The following is a 16700-nucleotide window of genomic DNA, read 5'->3' on the forward strand; positions in this document are numbered from 1 at the left end:
CCGCCAGCACGTTAACCTGATCTCCAAGCCTTTCTTGCCAAAGGGTCTGATGGGGTCGGGAATAGTGGCAAATTTCCTGCGGCGTTGGGGCCCGCTTTGGGCGGCGTTGCTGCTTTGCCTAGGAGCGACATCGGTCAACGCGGCCGAGATCCAGTTGCGGCCCGACCTCACGCAACCCGCCGCATCCGCTGGTCCTGCAGGCCAACCCCAGGGCGCCGACTGGACCTGGCTGCAACTCGACGATCCACAGCGCCTGCGCGCGCTCCCGGCCAATTGGCACTTGCTGATCGACCAGGTGCGGTTCGCGGAGATCAGGACGGTCGTGACGACCGCGGACGGCAAGCGGATCGTCATTGCACGACGGGGCAATGACCTAGGACACAACTGGGCGGCAGGTGCCGTGCTCAAGTTTGAGATTGCTCCGGCGGGCGAAGAAATCCGCAGCCTGGCAATCGGCTTCAAGGGCCTCGACGATCTCGCCCTCATGCGCAAGGTCACGGCCGTCAGCGCCGATCGCTCCGCAGTGCTGGAAGGCCGCTGGTTGATCCTGATGGGCATCTACGTGGGGTTGCTGGCTTCGGCCCTCGCCTACAACTTGCTGGTGCATTTCGGGCAGCGAAGCAGCTTCCAACGTTTCTATCTCGGCTGGGTCACCGTGGCGCTGGCCTATGGCCTGAGCTGGTCGAACCTCGGCGCTTATGCCTTCCCGGGCCTCGCCGGGCCGCTCGCGGCGCGGCTCAATAACGGCCTAGTGGGCATGCTGATCGCGCTTGCCGCGCTGTTCCTGATCTCGGTGCTCGAGCGCCGCACCGTTCCGCAGCGTCTGGTCACGGCTGTTCGGTTCTGGGCGTGCGCCGCGATGGTCGCCGGGATCCTAGCAATCGACGAACGGCTGGTTCCGGCCTCGGTCAGCGATCTCCTGCTCAATGTCGTCATGATCTGCAGCGTCGGCACATCGATAGCCGTGATCTCGGTCGCCGCTTGGCGGGGGAGCCGGGTGGTGTGGATCTACATGGTCGGGTGGACCCCGGTCATCGCGGTCTTCGCCCTGCGCGCCGCGCGCAACTTCGGCCTCACCGGGCAGAACGACTGGGTGGACATGGCCACTTTCGGGTCCATCGGTCTCGAAGCGATGGTCTTTTCCTTCGCCATCGCCAGTCGGTTCATCGTCTTGCGCAAGGAACGCGACGCGGCCGAGGCCAGCGCTCGTGGAATGGAAATCGAGCGCGAGACGCTACAGCGCGCAGCCCATTCCGACTTCCTCACCGGCCTGGGCAACCGGGCCTTGTTCCATGCCCAATTGCGCGAGTTGTTCGGCAGGCGCGCCACCTTCACGCTCATGCTGATCGACGTCGACTACCTGAAGGACATCAACGACCGACAGGGGCACGATGCCGGAGACGTCCTGCTGCGCCATATCGGCGAGCGACTGGGGGTATTGTCGAGCGACCAGGTCTCGTGCGCCCGCATCGGTGGCGACGAGTTTGCGATTCTTTGCGAAGACGAACTGGGCGCCCGGCTGCTCGTCATCGACGCGCTCGATCGCTTGCAGGGAGCTGCCTGGTCGCACGGCAGCTTCCAGGGATCGCTCTCGCTCAGTATCGGCTCGGCCAGTTCGCTGGGCGCTTTGGCCCCGACGGATCTATTCCAGCAAGCCGACATTGCGCTCTACGAAGCCAAGCGTCTTGGACGAGGGCGACGGCTGGAGTTCGACGGCCGCCTGCGGCTGCAGACCGAAAACCGGGTCGACCTGATCAGGGAGGCAACGGCCGGCCTCGATCGGGCCGAGTTCGCCCTGCATTTCCAGCCCATCGTCCACCTCGGAACCGGCAAGCTGGTGAGCGTCGAGGCGCTGCTACGGTGGAACCATCCCGAACGGGGAATGCTGACACCCGACTCCTTCGGCGGGGTCATGGAAGACGGTGATTGCGGGGCCGCGGTTCAGAAGCGCGTGATCGACCTCGCAATTCACGAACTCAGCCACCGTACGCGGGAGAACAACGTAGCGCTGGCGGTGAACTTCACGGCGATGGACTTGCGAGGGCGGGAAAGCGCCGAGCACTTGCTGGCCAAGCTGCGCGAAGCTGGCGTTGCGCCGGGTTCGCTGTGTATCGAAGTGACCGAGGGGACGATCCTCGCCAAGTCGGTCAACGATCCGACCGCCGCTCTGCGAGTGCTCCATGAAGCCGGCGTGCAGATCGCACTCGACGATTTCGGTACCGGTTATGCCTCGCTGGTCCATTTGAAGGAAATTCCGGTCGACATCCTCAAGATCGACCGGTCGTTCATTTCGGGCCTGCTGGACGACGGCGAGAGCGAAGAGATCGTCCGCGCGGTGATCGCGCTCGGGCACGGATTGAAGAAGCGGGTGGTCGCCGAAGGGATCGAGACTCGCGCCCAGATGGAGCGCCTGCGCGAACTGGGCTGCATTTACGGGCAGGGTTACCTGTTCGCTCACCCGTCTGCGGAGTTCGATCCCGCGCTAGCCTGCCGTCCTGCTTCCGCCGCCTGAGACAGCGGAAGCGTTTAGGCAGATCTTACTTGCGTGAGAACTGAACGATGTACTCGGCCAAGGTGCCGAGTTCCGCGTCGGTCATCTGTCCGGCGAAGGCCGGCATGGCGCCGCGGCCGTTGGTGAGGATGTCGACCACGTAGTCCTTGGTCAGCCGCGAATTGCGGTCCAGCGAAGGACCGATCGAGCCTGCCGCTTTGGCGTCGGCCAGCGAGTGGCAGGCGCTGCACGTGTAATCGTTGAACAGCTTGAGCCCCGCGGTGCGGACTGCCGGGTCCTGTGCCGGGGCATCGGGCGCCGCCGCTTCCGGACGAACGAGATCCGCTGCGTTCGTTGCCCGAGCCGGTGCAGGTGCGCTCGGCTGGCGGTTGGCGACGGCCGCCGGCAGCGGTGCCGGTGCGTCGGCGGCGGGCATGGGCCCGGTCGCGACAAAGGCCGGGGGCGGCGCAGGCTGGACCCAGGCGCTGGCTCCAGCAGCAGCGACGGCACCTGAGCGCGGGTGGGAATACTGATCAGCCATGCTGGCGATCGTGCCGCCTTCGCGAATGATCCCGCCGGGCACTGCGCCCGTTGCCTGATGCTGGGCGGGAGCTGCAGGAGCCAGTGTGCCGCTGCTTGCAATTTTCTGCGCCGAGCAGGCCGCTAGCGTCAACGCGCTGCTTATGCCGATAGCGGACAGGATGGCTTTCACCCCGCGACTTTGAAGGTTCATGGCCTCTCCTCGCTCGAACCGGATTTTGGCGCGCTATCGAAGTTTGGCCCTCGTCAGACAAGAGGAACATTCGACGGAAGTGTGCATGGCCGCGGCGATCGGCGCGGGCGGCAATTGCAACCTGAATAAAAGGCCATATACTGGCGGGTATAATCAAGAATTGTGTGCGTATAGACAAGAATGGGGGATAAGTGATCAGGTCGCCCGAGGAAGTTGCGCTCGAAGCATTGGCGGCCATTCGGTCCGGCGATTTCGAAAATCTGAAACCCCTGCTTAGCGAGACCATCGTGTACGAGGATCCGCGCTTGGTGCGGCGTGGCGTCGTTGCGATCAAGGCGTTATTCGAAGCTGACCGGCAAGCCTATTCAGATATGGAATGGGAAATATCCGGGCTGACTTGCGAGGGCGCTTCGGTTGTCGTGGAGCGTGTCGACCGGTTCACAATGAACGGTGAACGCTACAGCCTCGACGTCGTCGCAACATTTGAAGTCAATGAAGCGGGCAAGCTGGAGAGCTTCGTCCAATCTTTCGATTCGGCCCGACCGGTCCAGAGTTAGTCGGACGCTCCACCATTCAGGCGCTCGCCGACTTTCGTTTGTTCCTGGAAGTGTCGCATGGCCGCTTCGGCTTCGTCGAGGCCGGCTAGCCTGACGATATGCTCCTGATCGTGCCAACAGGCACAGACCTGCCCGTCGATCAGGCTGAAAAAGAGGCCGGTCCAGTCTTCATCGAGCTCGGACCCTGAAAGCTCGCTGCGGTTCATACAGGTGCTCACATGCAAGGTGAGCCCGTTATGCAGCGGCCCAGCCTTCTGGTTGATGAATAACAACGTTTTCGCATCGATGTGCCGGTCCGCCGTCCTGGTTGTGGAGCAACCGGTCGAATCGAGCCCTGCGACGGTCCCGCATTTAGGTTCGAAGTCCCAACGGATTAGTTAATGGGATGGTGGCGTGAAATTAACCATCAACTCCCGCGCGCGAACTCAAAAGTCGATCGCGATGCCCTTCTTCACCCAATCGCCGTAGCGTGTCGGGCTCAGTTCTTCGTTCTCATCCGCCGCCTTTGGCGCTGGGGGTGGGCCCTCGTCCCAGTGGGCAGGCTTGTTGAAAGGGCTGGGCCGGTGGGTGGCGCGCTTGGTCATGGTCGTAAGATGGGGCGGGTGGCGGTGTGGCGCAACTGCCTCTAGAGGGGCGCGATGAAGCGCAATGAAGGCAAACGGCCCACCGAAATCCAGGGCCTCGAAGCCCGCCGCGCCGCGTTGCGGTTGCTCGATGCAGTTCTGCGGCGCGGAGAAACACTCGACCAGGCGGCGGGAGCGGCCACCGGCGGACTGCTCACGAGCTCCGACTCGGCGCTAGCCCGGGCCATTGCGAGCGAGGTGCTGCGCTGGCTGCCGGATCTCGACGCCTTGATCGATTCTGCCACCCGCTTGCGGCTGGCCGACGATGCCAAGGCTCGCACCGTGCTGCGCATGATGCTGGCCCAGTGGCTGCGGTTGGAGACACCGCCACACGCGGTTGTCGCGACCGGGCTGGCGCTCCTGACGGGAGGGCCGCGCAGGCTGGCGCATGGAGTGTTCGGGGCGCTGGTGCGCGGAGAGGCTGCTTTGCCTGCCGTTCCAACGCTGCCGGAGACCGTGGCCGAGAGATGGGGCGATCGCGCGACGGTCATTGCTGCCGGGCTGGCCGAGCCGCCCCCGCTCGATCTCGAACTGCGAGACCCCGCGGAAACGGCCAGCTGGGTGGGGCGGCTTGGCGGCGAAAGTCTTGCCCCAGGCCACGTTCGCCTTCCTCGCGGTACCGCAGTTACCGACATCTCGGGCTTCGCCGACGGTGGGTGGTGGGTTCAAGATCTCGCCGCGTCGTTGCCGGCACGGCTGCTGGGGCCGGGCGAGGGCCGCCGCGTGCTCGACCTTTGCGCTGCGCCGGGCGGCAAGACGCTCCAACTCGCCGCCGCGGGCTGGAAGGTAACCGCGCTCGACATCAGCAAGCGCCGGTTGGAGCGGCTGCGTGAGAACCTCGCCCGGAACGGCCTCGACGCCGAAGTGGTCGTGGCCGACGCGCTCAAGTGGGAGCCGAAGGAACCGTTCGACGCCATCCTGCTCGACGCGCCCTGCACCGCGACCGGCACCGCCCGCCGCCATCCTGACGTGCTCCACCGCATCGGTGAGCGGCAGATCACGGAGATGGCCGAACTACAGGCGGCGCTGCTCGAGCGGGCGAGTGGCTGGCTCAAGCCCGGCGGGCGACTGATCTATGCGACCTGCTCCCTCGAGCCGGAGGAAGGCGAGCAGCGGCTTCCGGTCGCGGGTGTTGAGCTCGATCCCGTTCGCGCCGAAGAGCTGCCCGCCGGCCTCGCTCCAACCGCCGAGGGCTGGCTGCGGACCGACCCGGGCATGCTCTCAGACAAGGGCGGGCTCGACGGCTTCTTCATTGCCCGCTTCGTTAGCAAGTCGTGAGTTCAGACGGTTAACGACCGATTACCTCAAGCTGACTTGACCTTTGCCTGGAAGCTCTTGCGCAGCTTCAACAACTTGGGTGGGATCACCGCGAGGCAGTAGGGATTCCGCTGGCCTTCGCCCTCCCAGTATTCCTGGTGGTAGTCTTCCGCCGGATACCACTCCGCCGGACCTTCGATGGTGGTGACGACCTTTCCGTCATGGTCCGCGTTGGCCCGCTCGATCGCGGCTTCCGCCTCGGCGAACTGGTTTTCGTCCAGCGGGAAGATGGCGCTGCGGTATTGAGTACCCACGTCGCCGCCTTGGCGGTTAAGCTGCGTCGGGTCATGCGTGCCGAGGAACACGTCGAGGATCTCGGCGTAGGAAATGACCTCCGGATCGTAAGTGACGCGGATCGCTTCGGCGTGACCCGTGTCGCCCCCGCAGACCTGCTTGTAGGTCGGGTTCGGCACCGTGCCGCCGATATAGCCACTTTCGACTTGGCTCACCCCGATCACGTCGCGGAACACCGCTTCGGTGCACCAGAAGCATCCGCCTGCCACGATCGCCGTTTCATTCGCCATGCTCAGATCTCCTTTGCTGCGACAAATGGGGCGTGCCTGGGCGCTTGTCATCCTCCCCCTGGCGTTTAGGCTGTTCGGACAAGACAAACGGGAGAGTTACCATGCGCATGATACTCCTCGCCGCTGCCGCTGCTTTGGCCGTGCCTGCCGCGACTTCGCTACCCGTCGCTGCCCAGGCGCAGCAGGCGGCCGTCGATCCGGCGCTCGCGACCGTGCTCGCCCATTCCCGCCGCGATGGCGACCGGGCCCGCGACCAGTATCGCCATCCGGGCGAGACGCTCACGTTCTTCCAGGTCAAGCCGGGCATGACCGTCGTCGACTATCTTCCGTCGAGCGGCTGGTTCACGCGCATACTCGTGCCCTATCTCGGGCCGCAGGGGCAATACATCGCCATGGGCCCGGACCTGACCGGTGAGACCAACCAGTACTTCCTCAATTCGATGGGCGGTCTGGCGGACAAGTTCGCTGGCCAGGCGGCAGGTTGGAACCTGGGCGAAGGGGCGAAGATCTCGGCCTTCAACACCGATGGCTATCCGGAAGGTCTCGACGGCACTGTCGACCGGGTGCTGATCTTCCGCGAGATGCACAATCAGTTCCGCTTCGGCTGGCTGCATGACGACATGCTGGCGATCCGCAAGATGCTCAAGCCCGGCGGCATGGTCGGGCTGACCGATCACCGGATGAACGAAAACGCGCCCTATTCGATGACCGACGGCAACAAGGGCTACATGCGCGAAAGCGACGTGATCGCGCTGATGAACGCCTATGGCTTCGACCTCGTCGGCAAGAGCGAGGTCAACGCCAACCCCAAGGACACCAAGGACTATCCCCGTGGCGTGTGGGAACTGCCGCCGTCGCTGGCCGGCGCGACCGATGAGACGCGGCCCAAGATGCTGGCGATCGGGGAGAGCGACCGGATGACCCTGCTGTTCCGCAAACGCGACTAAGGCGCCTTGTGCGCCGGGCGCAGGTGACTAGATAGCGGCGCATGACCAAGCTCACCGTCGCCGCCTTGCAACTGGCGCTCGGCTCGCAGGACGAGTTCGAGAACATTGCTGCCGTCTCCGCTCTGGTGGAGGATGCCGCGGCCAACGGCGCGCAGATCATCCTGCCGCCCGAGCTCTTCTCCGGCCCCTATTTCTGCAAGGTCGAGGATGACGCCCTGTTCGCGAGCGCGCGGCCGGTGACGAAGCATCCTTCGGTCGTGGCGATGCGCGAGCTGGCCAAGGCGCTCAAGGTCGCCATCCCGACCAGCTTCTTCGAACGTGACGGGCATCACTACTACAACACCCTCGCGATGATCGACGCCGAGGGCGAGATCATGGGGACCTATCGCAAGAGCCACATCCCCGATGGCCCGGGCTACGAAGAAAAGTTCTATTTCCGTCCCGGCAATGACGGCTTCAAGGTGTGGAAGCTGTTCGGCGCGACCATCGGCATCGGTGTGTGCTGGGACCAGTGGTACCCGGAAACCGCCCGCGTCCTGGCGCTGCAGGGCGCCGAAGTGCTGTTCTACCCGACCGCAATCGGGTCCGAGCCCAAGGACACCGAAATGGACACGAGCCGCATGTGGCGCCGTGCAATGATCGGCCATGCGGTGTCGAACTGTATGCCCGTGATCGCGGCCAACCGTATTGGGCATGAGGCTGAACATGGCGGGGATGGGCAGGCCTTCTACGGCCACAGCTTCATCTGCGACGAGTGGGGTGACATGATCACCGAGTTCGGAGCTGAAGAAACCGGAGCCCTGGTGGCGACGCTCGACCTCAAGGCGGCCGCCAAGCACCGCGCGAGCTGGGGTTTCTTCCGCGACCGTCGTCCGCAACTCTACGGTCGCATCAGCGAGGATATCTGACTCACCGATACCTGATCGCGCTCGGGTCGAACCGTCGGCACCACCGGTTCGGCCGCCCTCGCGACGTGCTGAAAGCGGCGCTGGAGCGATTGTCGGAAGAGGGCGTGGCGATCGCGGCGGCTGGACCGGTACTCCTGACCGACCCCATCGGACCGTCGCACAGGCGTTACGCCAACTCGGCGGCGGTCATTGAAACCGACCTCGAGCCACCCGAGTTGCTCGCCTTGCTCAAACGGATCGAGCGCGAGTTCGGCCGTCGCACCGGTGGGCAACGCTGGACCTCGCGCGTGCTCGACCTCGATATCGTGCTGTGGAGCGGCAGCACTTTCGCGGCGCCGGACCTGACCGTCCCCCACCTCCTCTACCGCGAGCGCGCTTTCGTGCTGACCCCAGCCGCACGAATTGCTGCCGATTGGCGCGACCCGATAACGGGTCTGAGCATAAGACAGTTACACTCCCGGTTGACCCGCCCCGGCACCGCCCGTAGGTGAGCGCCCGTGGTCGGGCCCTTAGCTCAGTCGGTAGAGCAACTGACTTTTAATCAGTAGGTCGCTGGTTCGAATCCAGCAGGGCTCACCACAAGTCTCCTGTGAACGAGGTATCGACGTGAAGCGCACGCGTATGGCGGCTCTCGCCGCAATCCTGGCTTTCGGCTTGGCAACAGGTGCCACCGCACAGGAGGAGGCCGCAGGGCCCTCGCAAGATGCCGCCTGGCACAATCAGCAGATGATTGCGCTGGCGAGCCGGCAAGCGAGCGACGGATGGCAGTGGCTGCCCGGCGGCCTGCTGTGGCGCCGCGTGGCGGGCGATGGCTCGGGCAAGCATCCGACCGTGCAGGACGTGGTCACGTTGCACTACGCCGGAACGCTGGTCGACGGGACCGAGTTCGACAGCTCCTACGCGCGTCGTCAGCCCGCGACTTTCCCGCTGCAGGCGCTGATCCCGGCCTGGCAGATGGCAGTGCCGGAGATGGGCGTTGGCGACACGATCGAGATCGCCACTCCGTCTACGCTCGCTTACGGGCCGATCGGCCGCGGCCCGATTCCGGGTGGCGCGACGCTGCTGTTCAAGATCGAGCTGCTCGGCATTCAGGAGCGGTAAGGCCGTCTCAATCCGGGAAGCGGACGCCGGGCAAAGCGCCCGCCGGCGGAACAATACCTTCATAAGTTAATTCCCCAACCATGGGGAGCACAGAGGTCGATAAATATCCGCTGACGGGGCGTTTTCTCTTGGGTCGCCTGCGCCATGCGATGACCGCGGAAGAGAAAGACCTCGTCGAATCGCTCGTCGAGGATACCGAGCGCTTCCCCCGGTCCACCACGCTGATCGCACGCGGACAGCTGGCCGAGCGGTCGACTCTATTGATCGAAGGCCACATGTTGCGTGTCATCCGGCAGGACGGCCAGCGCCACGTGGTCGGCATGCATGTCCCCGGCGACTTTGCCGACCTGCACGGCTTTGCCCTGAAGCGGCTCGACCATGACCTTGTAACGGTGGGCAATTCGCTGGTGGGCTACGTGAGCCATGCCAAGCTGGTCGAGGTAACTCAGCAATATCCGCATCTCACACGGCTGATGTGGTTTTCGACTCTCATGGACGCCGCGATCCACCGCCAGTGGATCCTCAAGTTGCAGGAACTGCCGGCGCCGAGGCGGGTCGCGCATGTTTTTGCCGAGCTATGGCACCGGCTCGATCTGGTTGGCTTGGGTCGGAAGGACGGGCTGCGCACGTCGCTGATCCAGGCCGACCTGGCCGACATGTGCGGCACCACCGCGATACACATGAACCGGGCGCTGGCGCTGCTGAAGAAGGAGGGCGTCGCCGAGTTCCGTCGAGGGACGGTCTATGTCCAGGACCGCGCTCGGCTCGAGGCCTATGCGCGCTTTGATCCAGACTACCTCTATGGGCAAGGCAGGCTGCGCGTGGGCGGTGAACTCTCGAAGCCGTGAGCCCGCCCGGAAAGGCGTGACGTGATTGCGCGCGACAGGGCAGGTCCAGGCCCCGGATATCGGCCTTCCCGGCGTCCGAGATGGGGCACCTTGGTCTTGGTGGCGGTGCTTCACCTCTTGGCATTGGCGGGCCTGGTGCGCGTGTTCGCGCCGCAGTTCGCTTCGGCCGCTATCGAGAAGGCTGGCTCGCTGATCACGGTTCAGATCGTGGCGCCCGCTGAGCCGACGCCCTCTCCGGAACCTGCGGAGAGGGCCGACGCGGGGGCGGCGGCGGAGGAAGTCCCACAGGCGACACCACGCGCGGCAGAAGTTCCGCCTGTCCCTCTGCAACGGCCGAGCCCGGTGCCGGTCGCCTCGGGTGGTGGTGAGGAGGGCCAGGGTTCGGGCGCAAGTGGTGTAGGCGCCGGGTCCGGATCGGGCGTCTCCGGGAGCGGGCAGGGAAGTGGCGCGCGTCCGCTGCAATTGATCTCCGGCACGATCGACGATGCCCGCGACTACCCGGTGCCGCCCGGCGGGCGTCAGGTGCGCCGCGGACACGATGTCGTGATCGAACTAACTGTCGGTCCTGGCGGCAGGGTCACGGCCTGCCGCGTCACCGATCCAAGTCCCGACCCCCAGGCCGACGCGATCACGTGCCGCCTGGCGACCGAGCGATTTGTCTTCCAGCCACGCCTCGACGCCAACGGTCAGCCGACCGTCGGAACGTACCGCTGGCGGCAACGGTGGTTCTGATGACTTCGCCGCCCGGTGGCTCTAGGATGCTTGCAAATCAGCCGGCAGGATTCGCGAGCGATGGCAGTGATATATCCGGTGGTTCTGTGCGGCGGCAGCGGTACTCGGCTCTGGCCGCGCAGCCGTAAGGACGCGCCCAAGCCCTTCTTGCCCCTCGTTGATGAAGACACGCTGTTCGAAGCGACCCTGCGCCGGTGCGCCGATCCAGAGCGGTTCGCGCCGCCTGTCGTCGTAACGGGCGTCGGGCATCGCACCCATGTTGAGGCGCAGGCGGCATCGTTTCCCGGCACGCAGGTGATCGTCGAACCGATGGCGCGCAACACCGCTGCGGCGATCGCACTGGCGGCTCACCGGTTGCCGGAAGAGGCCATCATGCTGGTGTGCCCGAGCGACCACCACATCGCCGATACCGAGGCCTTCCGGGAGGCCGCATGCGCTGCGGCGAAGCTCGCGGGTGAGGGCTGGCTCGTGGCGTTCGGCATTACCGCTACGGCGCCGGAAACCGGCTATGGGTACATCCGGCGTGGAGCACCGCTCGAGGGCGGCTTCGAGGTCGAACGCTTTGTCGAGAAGCCGGACCTGAAGACCGCGATGAGCTTCCTGTCCGATAGCAGCTACAGCTGGAACGGCGGCATCTTCGTCTTCCGCGCCGGGACGTTTCTGGAAGAGCTGGCTCGCCATCGCCCCCGGCTCTCCGCTGCCGTCGAAGAAGCGGTCGCGAGCGGACGTGAGGACGGGCTCTCGTTCCACCCGGAAGCAGGGGCCTTTGCCGCGATTGAGCCGGAATCGGTCGACTATGCGGTGATGGAGAACACCACGCGCGCAGCTGTCGTACCGGTTTCTATGGGCTGGTCCGACATCGGTAACTGGCAGGCTTTGCGCGACGCGCGCGCGGGGGACGAAGCCGGCAACCGCACGCGCGGCAATGTCGAACTGGTCGATTGCAGCAACGTTCTTGCCGAAACCGACGGACCGCGCATCTCGGTGATAGGGCTCGACGACGTGGCGATCGTTGTCGATGGCAACGAGGTGCTGGTCACCACGATGGCGGGCGCGCAGAAAGTCGGCAAGCTTGCCGGTGCGGCCAACCAATAGGGCACCGGACAGAAGGGGGAATTTATGGGCGGCGGATCGGGCTTGATTGCCCAGACCATTCAGTTGGCGCTGGCGCCGGTTTTTGTGCTCGTGGCCATTGGCAACATCATGAACATCCTCTCGACCCGCCTCGGTCGCGTGGTCGACCGCTCGCGCGTGCTGCAGCAGATGCACGCAACGACGAGCGGCGTGGAACACGACCGGGTCGTCCGCGAGATTCGCACGGTCGACCGGCGGATCGCGATGATCAGCCGGGCGATTCTGCTGCTGGTGCTCAGCGGCCTGACGATCGGGCTATGCGTCGCCTTGCTGTTCGTCGAGGAGCTGTTCAGCATCAATCTGCAGCAAGTGGCGGCGGCGGCGTTCATGGTGGCGATCGGGCTGCTGATGTCCGCCCTGACGCTGTTCATGCGCGAAACCCAGCACGCAACGGCCGTGCTGAGGATTCCGGAAACGTACCTGGAACCGGATCGCAAGTTGTGAGGATTTGAGCCCTTTACGGGCAGGGATCAGGCTGACGGCGGAGCCAGCAGCTTGTGGCTCTGCTGCCGGATTGCACCTTCGACGATCGGCTGGATGAAGCCGAGCGCGGGCGGCAGGTCGACATAGAACATGACCTGCTGATCTTCGATATCGATGTGGGCGCGCAGTTGCTGACCCATGGCCGAAATCGCCATCGTCATGCGGTCTTCGCTGGGCCATTCGGTCACGACCTCGGCCATGCCGCCAGGAATGCTGTCGCCAATGCTGTGGCTATTGGCTTGCAAGCGGCGGCGGACTTCTTCCCGGCCGAGCGAATGGGGAATGGCGACTTCCATTAGGTATCCTGCTTGTTCGGTTCGGGAAGGGCCGCGGGCTCGCCGTCCGCACCATAGCGGTAGTCGAGATAGCGGGTACGAATGGCGAGATCATCGAGCGCGCCGTCGGCCAATTGCCGGGTAACGCGGTCGATCTCGTTGCTGATCTTGCCGAGGCTTTCGACCAGTTGCTTGTCGGGCGTCGAGCCGGCCCGCTCTTCGCGGCGCAAGTTCGCCGGGATCTTGCGGTAGGCGTCGACCATGCCGGGCAGGGTCTCGCCCACCAGCTTGCGGGTTTCGACCGCTGCCGGATGGACCGGATCGACATTCTCGAGCTGCAGGCCGAGCGCGTCGAGCTGGACGCCGATCTGGTCGACCAGGGTGACTGCCGGCGGCGGCAGCGCGGGGCGTTGGTGCTCTAGCCACAACTCGGTGCGCGCGACCATGTGCCGCACGTCGCCGGTGTTGAGATCGCTGCGGCTCGGTACCCTGACCTTGGGGAAGTTCGAGAACAGAAACGTCGCCGCGACCACTGCGAGGAAGGCGACCATGATCCCGGTGAACCCGATCCCGTCGATCGCGATCCCTACCGCCATCGCGGCAAAGACGATCGCCAGCAGCGATCCACCGATCAGCTTGATCCGCGTCATCAGGTTGCGTTGGCGCAGTTCGGCCGACCCTCGCCCGATCGGGCTGGTCGTACGCCGATGACGCCCTCCAGCCCGGTTGTCGGCCAGGAGAGCGCGCCCGTCGTGGAGCAGGCGGTCGCTGTCTGGGGTCAAGTCGCTCGACATCACTCAGAGGTTAGCAGCGAAGGTTCGTTGGCGACCTTGGACGCCTGGGCTTGGCCTTCGGCGCGGGCGATGTAGCCTTTCGACTTTTCGACCTCGGTCGAAAGCGTGTCGACGGTTTGCTTCATCGAGGCGAGTGCCTTGACCTTAAAGTTATCAACTTCATCCATGGTGTCGTAGATGTTCTGGAACGCGCGCTGCAGCGTCTCCAGCGGGATCGTGCTCGCCGCCGCCTGCTCGTGGATCTTGGCGGTGTTTTCGCGCAGGAGCTTGCCGGTGGAATCGATGATCCCGGCGGTGGTCTCGTTGAGCGACGTGATCTGCTGGAGCACCAGGCGCTGATTGGTCATTGCCTGAGCCACCGTCACCGCAGTGCGCAGCGCGCCGACCGTAGTGGTGCTGGCGCGGTCGACGCCCTTTACCAGCTCGACGTTGTTCTTCTTGACCAGGTCGAGCGCGAGATAGCCCTGCACGCTGACCGCCATCTGCGTCAGCAGGTCCTGGGTCCGCTGGCGGACATAGAATAGCGCTGTTTCGCGGATCGCCTTGGCCTTGGCCGGGTCAACGGAATCGAGGTTGTCGGCTTCGTCTTCGAGCCGCTGGTCGAGCGTCTTGGCGATGTGGGCCATCTGCTCGAGCTTGCCCATCGCTTCCCACAGCTTCTGCCGTTCGACGTCGATCGCCGCGTTGTCCATCAGCAGCTCGTCCTTGCCGCTGGCAAGCCGCGCGAGGATCGCCTGGATGTGCCCCTGGGCCGAGGTGTAGCTGTCGAAATAGCGCTTCAGTGAATTGCCGAAGGGGATGATCCCGAACAGCTTGCGGCTGGTCATCTTGCCCTTGCGGCCCGGATCGAGGTCTTCGACCGTACGGCGCAGTTCGGCGAGGTCTTTGCCGACGCCGCCTTCCTGGTCCATCGCGCGCACCGGGCGATCGAGGAAGCGGTTGGACATGCCGGCCGCGGTGGTGATCTCCTTGCGGCCCATGCCGGTGATCTGATCCACCTTCTTGCCGAATTCGGGCGACTGCGCATCGAGCGCGATCAGCTCGGCGACGAAGCCTTCGACCTTTTCCTCTAGCTTGGACTTCTTCTCGGCATCGACAGGCACGAGCCCTGCGGCGCGATCGGGCGCAACCATGGGCACCGGATCGGGCGGAGTCAGCTCGAGATCCGTTGCCGTCTTGGTCGTGGTTTCGTTGGTCGTCGCCATTCACCTGTCCCCTTCCGGTATTCGCTTACTGTATTAGGTAGGCAAAACACGCTCTTCAAGGGTGCGCGTTTTTCCGGCGCCGAGAGGGTGCCGCATGCGGTGCGATTGCGGAAGGGGAAAATGGCGCTGTGTTTAGATCCTCCCCGAGCTTGTCTCGGGGAGTGGCGCGCACCGTAGGTGCGTGACGGAGGGGTAGGCGGAACAACACAACGCCCCTCCACCATCCCGCTTCGCGGGACGGTCCCCCTCCCCGAGCAAGCTCGGGGAGGATTAGGCCGCCAGGTCGAAGGGCTCGATCTCGCCCGACAGGTACAGCCGCTTGGCCTTGGCCCGGCTGAGCTTGCCTGAACTGGTACGCGGCAGCGTGCGCGGGGGCACGAGTTCCACGACGCAGTTCATCCCGGTGATCGAACGGACCTTGTCGCGGATGGTGTCGCGCAGCTTGATGCGCTCGTCGGGATCCGAAACCCGGCAGTGAACCAGAACCGCGGGCGCTTCCTCGCCATTCTCGGTTTCGACGGAGAACGCGGCGATGTCACCGTGGTTGAAGCCCGGCAATTGCTCCACGGCCCATTCGATGTCCTGCGGCCAATGGTTCTTGCCGTTGATGATGATCATGTCCTTCGCCCGGCCGACGATGAACAGATAGCCTTCGGCCATGTAGCCCATGTCGCCGGTGTCGAGCCAACCGTCGATCAGGCAATCGTCGGTCGCTTCCGGGTTACGGAAGTAGGAATGCATGACGCTGGGACCGCGGCACCAGACCTTGCCGATCTGGTGGTCCTTCTTGATCTCGCCCTTCTCGCCGCGGATCTCGACGTCCATGTCGGGCAGGGCCTTGCCGCAGTTGACGATCGCACGGTAGCGCGCCGGGCGCGAGAGATCGCGCGGAGTGCCTGACAGGCGTTCTTCCTCGACCAGTTCGACGCGAATGCCTTCGCCCGGCGGCATCACGGTGACCGCGAGCGTGGCTTCGGCCAGGCCATAGCTCGGGGTGAAGGCGCTGGCCTTGAACCCGGCATCGGAGAAGGCGTTGACGAAGCTCTGCATCACGTCAGGGCGGATCATGTCCGCGCCGTTGCCGGCGAGGCGCCAGCGCGACAGGTCGAAGCGCTCGGCGACGTTGGATTGGCTCGAGATGCGGCGCGCACAGATGTCGTAGCCGAAGGTCGGCGAATAGGACATCGAGTTGCCCTTGTTGCGGCTGATCAGGTCGAGCCAGGCCAGCGGGCGCCGCGCAAAATGTTCGGTCTTGAGATAGTCGACCGAAATCTGGTTGGCGATCATCGACAGCAGGCAACCGACCAGGCCCATGTCGTGGTACCACGGCAACCAGCTGACCCCGCGGTCGCCAGTGCCGAGATTCATCGTCATCGCGTGGCCGTACAGGTTGTGCAGCAAGGCGCTGTGCGTGACGGCGACGCCGGTCGGAAAGCGCGTCGAGCCGGACGAGTACTGCAAGTAGCAGATATCGTCGGACTGGGCTTCGGGCAGCTCGATGTCAGGTACCGGACGTTCACCGAACGATTCCCAATCGATCCCTTCGCAACCCTGGCGCGAGGCCGCGACGGAGGCCATCTCGGCGATCTCGGCCGGGTAGAGCAGCAGCTTCGGCTCAGCACTTTCGAGCTGTACGCCGAGTTGTTCGATGTAGTTGTCCTTGCCGCCGAACGTGGTCGGCAACGGCAGCGGAACGGGCCAGGCACCGGCATAGACGGCACCGCAGAAAAGGGCGGCGAATTCCGGACCAGTTTCCGCGATCAGCGCCACGCGATCGCCCTTGCCGATTCCGGCAGCGATCAGGCGCTTGGCCCATGCGAGGGCGTCGACGCGTAGCTCGCTATAGGGATAGACCCGTTCGAGCGTGCCCCGTGCGTCGTAGAAATTGAAGCCCTTCTCGCTCTTCGCGGCGTAGTCGATGGCTTCGTTGAAAGTCGCGAAATCCGCACGGATGCGCGGCAACGCGCAGTCGTTGGGTGTGGGAGTGAGTTCGGTCATTGCCTAGATAATTGCCCGTCTGCTCTACGC

Annotated in this window: 19 protein-coding genes and 1 tRNA gene; 12 read left to right on the forward strand and 8 right to left on the reverse strand. The window is 64.6% G+C overall.

Annotated elements, in window-relative coordinates:
* Window positions 1-64: 64 nt before the first annotated feature.
* A complete protein-coding gene (locus ASD76_RS16080; RefSeq protein WP_162249686.1) occupies window positions 65-2512 on the forward strand; it encodes a putative bifunctional diguanylate cyclase/phosphodiesterase in 2448 nt (815 codons plus the stop codon).
* Between the two features lie 25 nt (window positions 2513-2537).
* On the opposite strand, the gene ASD76_RS16085 is transcribed toward ASD76_RS16080, so the two are convergent.
* Window positions 2538-3224 (reverse strand): cytochrome c, encoded by a 687-nt coding sequence (locus ASD76_RS16085; protein ID WP_055925426.1) that lies wholly within the window; start codon window positions 3222-3224, stop codon window positions 2538-2540.
* Between the two features lie 191 nt (window positions 3225-3415).
* Between ASD76_RS16085 and ASD76_RS16090 the strand changes: the two genes are divergently transcribed.
* The gene (locus tag ASD76_RS16090) at window positions 3416-3781 is read left to right on the forward strand and encodes a nuclear transport factor 2 family protein (RefSeq protein WP_055925429.1); all 366 of its coding nucleotides are present in this window, start codon (window positions 3416-3418) and stop codon (window positions 3779-3781) included.
* Here the strand turns inward: ASD76_RS16090 and ASD76_RS16095 are convergent.
* Both ASD76_RS16095 and ASD76_RS18055 read right to left on the reverse strand, forming a co-directional pair.
* A complete protein-coding gene (locus ASD76_RS16095) occupies window positions 3778-3987 on the reverse strand; it encodes a hypothetical protein (RefSeq protein ID WP_055925432.1) in 210 nt (69 codons plus the stop codon). The genes ASD76_RS16090 and ASD76_RS16095 overlap by 4 nt on opposite strands.
* Window positions 3988-4206: 219 nt before the next feature.
* Window positions 4207-4365 (reverse strand): DUF1674 domain-containing protein, encoded by a 159-nt coding sequence (locus ASD76_RS18055; protein ID WP_082553900.1) that lies wholly within the window; start codon window positions 4363-4365, stop codon window positions 4207-4209.
* Window positions 4366-4419: 54 nt separating this feature from the next.
* On the opposite strand from ASD76_RS18055, the gene ASD76_RS16100 reads away from it, so the two are divergent.
* The gene (locus tag ASD76_RS16100; RefSeq protein WP_055925435.1) at window positions 4420-5682 is read left to right on the forward strand and encodes an RsmB/NOP family class I SAM-dependent RNA methyltransferase; all 1263 of its coding nucleotides are present in this window, start codon (window positions 4420-4422) and stop codon (window positions 5680-5682) included.
* 26 nt (window positions 5683-5708) lie between these two features.
* Here ASD76_RS16100 and msrA read toward each other — a convergent pair whose 3' ends face one another.
* A complete protein-coding gene (msrA, locus tag ASD76_RS16105) occupies window positions 5709-6245 on the reverse strand; it encodes a peptide-methionine (S)-S-oxide reductase MsrA (RefSeq protein WP_055925438.1) in 537 nt (178 codons plus the stop codon).
* Window positions 6246-6346: 101 nt separating this feature from the next.
* On the opposite strand from msrA, the gene ASD76_RS16110 reads away from it, so the two are divergent.
* The 9 genes from ASD76_RS16110 (at window position 6347) to ASD76_RS16150 (ending at window position 12359) form a co-directional block, all read left to right on the forward strand.
* On the forward strand, window positions 6347-7192 hold the full coding sequence (locus ASD76_RS16110; RefSeq protein ID WP_055925441.1) for a class I SAM-dependent methyltransferase: 846 nt from the start codon (window positions 6347-6349) through the stop codon (window positions 7190-7192).
* A 41-nt stretch (window positions 7193-7233) separates the two neighbouring features.
* Window positions 7234-8100, forward strand: a complete 867-nt coding sequence (aguB, locus tag ASD76_RS16115; RefSeq protein ID WP_055925445.1) for an N-carbamoylputrescine amidase — start codon at window positions 7234-7236, stop codon at window positions 8098-8100.
* 14 nt (window positions 8101-8114) lie between these two features.
* On the forward strand, window positions 8115-8591 hold the full coding sequence (gene folK / locus ASD76_RS16120; protein WP_321164436.1) for a 2-amino-4-hydroxy-6-hydroxymethyldihydropteridine diphosphokinase: 477 nt from the start codon (window positions 8115-8117) through the stop codon (window positions 8589-8591).
* A gap of 12 nt (window positions 8592-8603) precedes the next feature.
* Window positions 8604-8679, forward strand: a tRNA-Lys gene (locus ASD76_RS16125).
* 27 nt (window positions 8680-8706) lie between these two features.
* Window positions 8707-9201 carry an FKBP-type peptidyl-prolyl cis-trans isomerase gene (locus ASD76_RS16130; RefSeq protein ID WP_321164434.1) on the forward strand — a complete coding sequence of 165 codons (495 nt, stop codon included), beginning with the start codon at window positions 8707-8709 and terminating at the stop codon, window positions 9199-9201.
* Window positions 9202-9281: 80 nt separating this feature from the next.
* The gene (locus ASD76_RS16135) at window positions 9282-10049 is read left to right on the forward strand and encodes a Crp/Fnr family transcriptional regulator (protein WP_055925454.1); all 768 of its coding nucleotides are present in this window, start codon (window positions 9282-9284) and stop codon (window positions 10047-10049) included.
* 99 nt (window positions 10050-10148) lie between these two features.
* On the forward strand, window positions 10149-10781 hold the full coding sequence (locus ASD76_RS16140; RefSeq protein ID WP_235506845.1) for an energy transducer TonB: 633 nt from the start codon (window positions 10149-10151) through the stop codon (window positions 10779-10781).
* Window positions 10782-10841: 60 nt separating this feature from the next.
* Window positions 10842-11876, forward strand: a complete 1035-nt coding sequence (locus ASD76_RS16145; protein ID WP_055925460.1) for a mannose-1-phosphate guanylyltransferase — start codon at window positions 10842-10844, stop codon at window positions 11874-11876.
* A gap of 24 nt (window positions 11877-11900) precedes the next feature.
* The gene (locus ASD76_RS16150) at window positions 11901-12359 is read left to right on the forward strand and encodes a DUF2721 domain-containing protein (RefSeq protein WP_235506847.1); all 459 of its coding nucleotides are present in this window, start codon (window positions 11901-11903) and stop codon (window positions 12357-12359) included.
* Between the two features lie 26 nt (window positions 12360-12385).
* On the opposite strand, the gene ASD76_RS16155 is transcribed toward ASD76_RS16150, so the two are convergent.
* From ASD76_RS16155 to ASD76_RS16170, 4 genes are all read right to left on the reverse strand, one after another.
* Window positions 12386-12694, reverse strand: a complete 309-nt coding sequence (locus ASD76_RS16155) for a polyhydroxyalkanoic acid system family protein (RefSeq protein WP_055925463.1) — start codon at window positions 12692-12694, stop codon at window positions 12386-12388.
* On the reverse strand, window positions 12694-13467 hold the full coding sequence (locus tag ASD76_RS16160; RefSeq protein ID WP_055925466.1) for a hypothetical protein: 774 nt from the start codon (window positions 13465-13467) through the stop codon (window positions 12694-12696). The genes ASD76_RS16155 and ASD76_RS16160 overlap by 1 nt, the downstream gene beginning before the upstream one ends.
* Window positions 13467-14672, reverse strand: a complete 1206-nt coding sequence (locus tag ASD76_RS16165; RefSeq protein ID WP_055925469.1) for a toxic anion resistance protein — start codon at window positions 14670-14672, stop codon at window positions 13467-13469. Before ASD76_RS16165 ends, ASD76_RS16160 begins: the two co-directional genes overlap by 1 nt.
* A 270-nt stretch (window positions 14673-14942) precedes the next feature.
* Window positions 14943-16670 carry a fatty acyl-AMP ligase gene (locus ASD76_RS16170; RefSeq protein ID WP_055925472.1) on the reverse strand — a complete coding sequence of 576 codons (1728 nt, stop codon included), beginning with the start codon at window positions 16668-16670 and terminating at the stop codon, window positions 14943-14945.
* Window positions 16671-16700: the final 30 nt, after the last annotated feature.

Origin of the sequence: Altererythrobacter sp. Root672 (assembly GCF_001427865.1) — a bacterium.
Taxonomy (GTDB): Bacteria; Pseudomonadota; Alphaproteobacteria; order Sphingomonadales; family Sphingomonadaceae; genus Croceibacterium_A.

Coding starts and splice junctions, on each gene's coding strand:
- ASD76_RS16085 (WP_055925426.1), bottom strand. CDS start 3,224: ATGAACCTTCAAAGTCGCGGGGTGAAAGCCATCCTGTCCGCTATCGGC.
- ASD76_RS16095 (WP_055925432.1), bottom strand. CDS start 3,987: ATGAACCGCAGCGAGCTTTCAGGGTCCGAGCTCGATGAAGACTGGACC.
- ASD76_RS18055 (WP_082553900.1), bottom strand. CDS start 4,365: ATGACCAAGCGCGCCACCCACCGGCCCAGCCCTTTCAACAAGCCTGCC.
- ASD76_RS16100 (WP_055925435.1), top strand. CDS start 4,420: ATGAAGCGCAATGAAGGCAAACGGCCCACCGAAATCCAGGGCCTCGAA.
- msrA (WP_055925438.1), bottom strand. CDS start 6,245: ATGGCGAATGAAACGGCGATCGTGGCAGGCGGATGCTTCTGGTGCACC.
- ASD76_RS16110 (WP_055925441.1), top strand. CDS start 6,347: ATGCGCATGATACTCCTCGCCGCTGCCGCTGCTTTGGCCGTGCCTGCC.
- aguB (WP_055925445.1), top strand. CDS start 7,234: ATGACCAAGCTCACCGTCGCCGCCTTGCAACTGGCGCTCGGCTCGCAG.
- ASD76_RS16135 (WP_055925454.1), top strand. CDS start 9,282: ATGGGGAGCACAGAGGTCGATAAATATCCGCTGACGGGGCGTTTTCTC.
- ASD76_RS16145 (WP_055925460.1), top strand. CDS start 10,842: ATGGCAGTGATATATCCGGTGGTTCTGTGCGGCGGCAGCGGTACTCGG.
- ASD76_RS16150 (WP_235506847.1), top strand. CDS start 11,901: ATGGGCGGCGGATCGGGCTTGATTGCCCAGACCATTCAGTTGGCGCTG.
- ASD76_RS16155 (WP_055925463.1), bottom strand. CDS start 12,694: ATGGAAGTCGCCATTCCCCATTCGCTCGGCCGGGAAGAAGTCCGCCGC.
- ASD76_RS16160 (WP_055925466.1), bottom strand. CDS start 13,467: ATGTCGAGCGACTTGACCCCAGACAGCGACCGCCTGCTCCACGACGGG.
- ASD76_RS16165 (WP_055925469.1), bottom strand. CDS start 14,672: ATGGCGACGACCAACGAAACCACGACCAAGACGGCAACGGATCTCGAG.
- ASD76_RS16170 (WP_055925472.1), bottom strand. CDS start 16,670: ATGACCGAACTCACTCCCACACCCAACGACTGCGCGTTGCCGCGCATC.